The 4,994-nt window shown below is 72.8% G+C and carries 4 protein-coding genes; all 4 read right to left on the bottom strand.

The annotated features are described in order from the left end of the window. A partial coding sequence (locus VGW35_22300; GenBank protein ID HEV8310404.1) for a hypothetical protein occupies positions 1-299 on the bottom strand: 299 nt, incomplete at its 3' end. Next, positions 289-2,100 carry an ATP-binding protein gene (locus VGW35_22295; GenBank protein HEV8310403.1) on the bottom strand — a complete coding sequence of 604 codons (1,812 nt, stop codon included), beginning with the start codon at positions 2,098-2,100 and terminating at the stop codon, positions 289-291. The genes VGW35_22295 and VGW35_22300, both read right to left, overlap by 11 nt. After that, positions 2,090-3,940 (bottom strand): CheR family methyltransferase, encoded by a 1,851-nt coding sequence (locus VGW35_22290; GenBank protein ID HEV8310402.1) that lies wholly within the window; start codon positions 3,938-3,940, stop codon positions 2,090-2,092. The genes VGW35_22295 and VGW35_22290 overlap by 11 nt, the downstream gene beginning before the upstream one ends. Beyond that, a complete protein-coding gene (locus tag VGW35_22285) occupies positions 3,937-4,611 on the bottom strand; it encodes a chemotaxis protein CheB (protein HEV8310401.1) in 675 nt (224 codons plus the stop codon). The genes VGW35_22290 and VGW35_22285 overlap by 4 nt, the downstream gene beginning before the upstream one ends. Between the last annotated feature and the right edge of the window lie 383 nt (positions 4,612-4,994).

The following is a 4,994-nucleotide window of genomic DNA, read 5'->3' as shown; positions in this document are numbered from 1 at the left end:
GTCACCTTCCACTGCTCGGCGGTCGCGCGGCGCAGCTCCTCGACCGCCAGGATCGCGGCCTCCCGCGCCGCCTCGGCGGCCCGGCGCGCCTGCTCGGCGTCATCTCGAGCGCGCTCGGCGGCCGCTCGCGCCTGCTCGGCCACCCGGCGGGCCCGCTCGGCGCTGGCGCGCGTCGATTCGGCCGATTCGCGCTCGGTCTCCTGCCGCTCCCGAAGCGTTTCCTCGGTCGTGCGGCTCTGCTCTTGGGCCTTCTGCCGCGTCTTCGGGGATCCGAGCGGCCGGCGGCGCCTAGTCGGCATCGCGAGACCGCGCTGCCGCCCCCGTCAGGAGGCGCGCGAGCTGGTCGGCGTCGACCGGCTTGACCAGGTGGGCGTCGAAGCCCGCCTCGCGCGCCCGGGTGCGGTCGGCCGGCTGGCCATACCCGGTGAGCGCGATGAGGCGAAGGTCCCGGCCATTGGCCGCTGCCCGGAGGCGGCGCGCGACCTCGTAGCCGTCGAGGCCAGGGAGGCCGATGTCGACCAGGACGACGTCCGGCCGCGTGGCGAGGGCCAGCTCCACGGCGCTGTGTCCGTCGGCGGCCATGGTGACCTCGTGTCCCTCGGCCTCGAGCAGCCACCGGAGCGCTTCCCGGGCGTCCTGGTGGTCCTCGACCAGGAGGATGCGCCGGCCAAGGGTGGCTGCCGGCGGCTCGGCGACGCTCGGGGCCGCCGCCGAGGTGGCGGGCTCGGCGAGCGGCAGCCGGATCGTCACGCGCGTCCCGCCTCCGCGGCCGGGACTCTCGATCTGGACGGCGCCGCCGTGGAGCTCCACCAGGCGCCGGACGAGCGTGAGGCCGAGGCCGAGCCCGCCGCGGGGACGGTTCGAGGACTGCGGGCCCTGGGCGAAGACGTCGAAGACGTGGGAGAGCACCTCGGACGCGATGCCGATCCCGGTGTCCTCGACCCGGAGCAGGGCGTGCGAGCCCTCGGGGCGGACCGCGACCACGATGCGGCCGCCCGGCGGCGTGTACTTCAGGGCGTTATCGAGCAGGTTACCGACGACTTGCTCGAGCCGGCCGGCGTCGCCGGTGATCGGGGTCGCCTTCGCGTCGAGGGTGAGGTCGTGCCGGTCGCCGGCGCCCGCCACCCGCAGGTTCTCGAGGCAGCGCTCGGCGAGCTCCCCGAGGTTCACGGGGCCGAGCTGGAGGGTGATCTTCCCGGACGTGAGCCGGGCCACGTCGAGGAGGTCGTCGACGATGCGGCCGAGCTGACGCGCCTGGCGGCCGATGATCGTCCGCGCCCGCGCGGCGACGTCGCCGGCGGCCGCCGGGCGTGCGAGCACGCCCACGGCGCTCAGGATGGCGCTGATCGGGTTTCGCAGCTCGTGGCCGAGCATGGCCATGAACTCGTCCTTGGCCCGGCTGGCCGCCTGGACCTCCTGGTGCAGCCGGCTGTGGAGAAGCGCGATGCCGGCCATGCTGCCGAGGATCCGGGCCATCGCGGCGTCCGCCCCCTTGAGGGGCGCGCTCGCGTCCGTCCTCGCCAACGTGAGGGCTCCGATCACGCGCTCCCGGGCGACGAGCGGCACACAGATCACCGAGGCGGCGCCCACCTCCTTCAGGATCCGCAGGTGCCCGGGATCGCCGCTGAGCGCGGCCAGGCTCGCCTCGGCGTCCAACGTGTGGCGGGACCGCCCGGTCTGCGCCACACCCAACGGCCAGCCCGGAGCCGCCGGGTCGGGGTGATAGCGGCCGCAGAGCGTGCGCAGGAGACCGAGCCGGCGAGGGTCGGCGTGACCGACCGCGACCCGGTGGAGGACACCGCCTTCCTCGGCGAGGTCGACGGCGCACCAGTCGGCGAGGGCGGGGACGACCAGATCCGTGAGGGTCGCGAGCGTGTCGTCGGGGTCGAGGCTAACGGCGAGGGTTCCCCGGGCCCGGAGCAGGAGGTGGGCGCGCCCCGACGGTGTCGCGAGCTCCGCGCGCGAGGGCGCCGGCGGCGGGCCGGCCGGGATGATTCGCGGGAGCCCGGCCAGGAGGCGGGCGAAGGCGGCGTCGGAGACGGCCTGTCCCTCGGGCCGAGGGGTCGGGTCGGGCCCGCCGGAGGCGGCGTCAGCGCCCATCGTCCCGAGGCTCCATGAGCAGGATCGCCCCCTGGATGTCCGCGGCCGACCCGAGCAACGGGGTGCAGTCGACCAGGCACTGGATCCGGCGCCCGCGACGGTTGGTCGCCTCCAGGGTCACCGCGCTGTGGGGCGCCTCCCCGGATAGGCACGCCCGGATCGGCTGGAGCAGCTCCGCCGCCGGCAGCCCGATGTCGAGGTTCAGGAAGTGCCGGCCCTTGGCCTCGTGGGGGCGGACGCCCCAGAGGTCCTCCGCCCCGTCGTTCCAGGCCAGCACCCGGATGTCGCGGTCCACGACGACCACGCCCGCCCGCAGGCTCTCGAGGATCGAGCCCAGGAACGCGGTCGACCCCTTCAGCTCCTCGGTCCGCTCGCGCAGCTCGGTGTTGATCGTCTCCAGCTCCTCGTTCGTGGACTGGAGCTCCTCGTTCATGGTCTCCAGCTCCTCGTTCGTGGACTGGAGCTCCTCGTTGGTGGTCTCCAGCTCCTCGTTCGAGGACTGAAGCTCCTCGTTGGTGGTCTCCAGCTCCTCGTTCGAGGACTGCACCTCCTCGTACGCGGTCTCCAGCTCCTGCCGGGACTGGTGCAGCTCGTCCTGGAGGCGCTTGTACCGGCTGACGTCGGTAAAGGTCACCCGCACCCCCAGGAGGCCGCCGGCCCCGCCGAGGAGCGGCGTGGCCAGGATGTCGAAGTACCTGGCGTCCCCGGCGCTTCTCGGCCAGTGCACGTCGTGGAGCAGGACGGGCCGGCGGTCGGCCAGCGCCTGCTCGGTCACGGCCCGGAGGTCGGTGGGCCGATAGGCGGCCTCCAGCTCCTGGAACGGGCGCCAGACGTCGGTCGGGGCGATGCCGAGCAGCGCCCGGGCCCGCTCGTTGGCCAGGGCGAGGGCACCGCTCGCGTCGACGACGAGCTGGGGCGTGGGGTCCGCCTCGAAGACCAGATCGCGCATCCGCGTCTCATCCGGGTCGTCATGCCCCTCGCCGCCGGGCGCTGCCGGCCGGGGCGGACGCGCCCGCGCCTCCGGGCGCGGGACCTTGACGAACACCCGCCGCTTGAGGTCCACGGGCACGAAGAGGTCGGCGTGGGTCAGGAGCAGCTCGGCCTTGCCGAGGAACAGGTACCCGCCCCCGTTGAGCGCGAAGTGGAAGCGGCCGAGAATCCGGCCCTGGGCCTCGCTGTTGAAGTACATCAGCGTGTTGCGCGAGACGAGGAGATCCACCCGCGAGATCGGGGCGTCCTGGAGCAGGTCGTGCCGGCCGAAGATGACCGAGCGGCGCAGCTCCTTGTGGAAGCCGTACCGGCCGTTGGCGTGTTCGAAGTACTTCTCGCGGAGCCCGGTCGGGACATCCTCGACCCTCCCGGCTGAATAGGTGGCCTGGCGGGCCTGGCTCAGTGCCTCCTCGTCGACGTCGGTGGCGTAGATCTTGACCCGGCGCCGGAGTCCTTCGAGGCCGAGCTTCTCGGCGAGGACCATGGCCAGCGTGTAGGCCTCCTCGCCGGAGGCGCATCCCGCACTCCACACGCGGATCGGGTCAGCGGAGCCCTTGCGCTCGAGGAGCGGGGGGAGGATGTCGGCCGCCAGGTAGTCCCAGGCCGGCGGGTCCCGGAAGAAGGCGGTGACGTTGATGAGGATCGTGTTGAAGAGGTGGGGGAACTCCTCGGGGTGGACTTCCAGGTGGTCCTGGTAGTCGGCGAAATCGCGGAGGCCCACCGTCTGCATGCGCTTCTGGATCCGGCGCATCAGGCTCGGCGGCTTGTAGGCGGCGAAGTCGAAGCCGCGGGTGCGCTGGAGGTAGTCGAGGAGGGCCTCGAACTGCCCGTTGGCCCGCTCGGCGGTCACTCGACTGCTCCGGTGGCGACCAGCGTGACCAGCGCCGATGAGATCTCGTCGAGGGGGAGGACGAAGTCCACGCTGCCCGTCTGGATGGCGGCGTTCGGCATCCCGAAGAACTCGCAGGTCGCCTCGTCCTGGGCGATGACGGTGCCGCCCATCTTCTTAATGGCCTGGACGCCCATGGTCCCGTCGCTACCGGTCCCCGTCAGGACGACCCCGATGGACCGCTCGCGGTAGCTCGCCGCCACCGACTCGAAGAGGAGGTCGGCCGACGGGCGCACGAAGTGGACCAGCTCGGTCTGGGCGAGGATCACCGCTCCGTCCGCGTTGACCAGGAGGTGCTTGTTCGGCGGCGCGATCAGCACCGTGGCCGGAGCCAGGCGGTCCCCCTCTTCCGCCTCCTTGACCGCCAGGGGTGTCCGGCGGGCGAGGATGCTGGCCATCAGGCTCCGGTGGCGGGGATCGAGGTGCTGGACGACGACGAGGGAGGCCGGGAAGTCGTGGGGAAGCGCGGCCAGGAGATGGCTCAGGGCCTTCAGTCCCCCGGCCGAGGCCGCCAGCGCCACGACGTCGAATGCGGCCCGGCGGTCGGGCGAGGTGGGACCCGCCCGGGACTGTCGGTTCCCGGAGTGGTTTCGCGCCCGGGGCAGGGGGCGCTGCGGGTTCGGCGCCTCCATGACCACCCTCCTGCTTTCAAGCCCACGGAGGCCGGAAAGAGACGACGTGTGGGTGCATCTCGACTGTACCCCTGCCCGAGGAGGGGGTCAAGTATTGCGGCTCCGGGCGTGCGCGTACAACCGAGGCCCAGTCCCACCCGCTAGGCGCGTGTCGGAGTAACCCGGCGCCGGCCACCGAGCGCGTGGTGCATCGAGGAGTGCTCCGAGCGGCGGCTTCGCCGCCGCCACGACGGGGGGCCTCGGGGGGGTCTTCCGAGACCCCCCCGAAATGACCTAGCGCGGCGGAGTCGGTCGGAGTCGGCGAAGCTCCTCGAAGAGCTCACGCTCGCGCGGGGTGAGGGTCTGGGGGAGCACGATCTTGACCCGTACCAGCTCGTCGCCCT

This window comes from Candidatus Methylomirabilota bacterium (assembly GCA_036005065.1).
Lineage (GTDB): Bacteria > Methylomirabilota > Methylomirabilia > Rokubacteriales > DASRDR01 > DASYQW01.
Note: the sequence above shows the minus strand (reverse complement) of the source record. Positions and strands in the feature narration are given on the sequence as shown.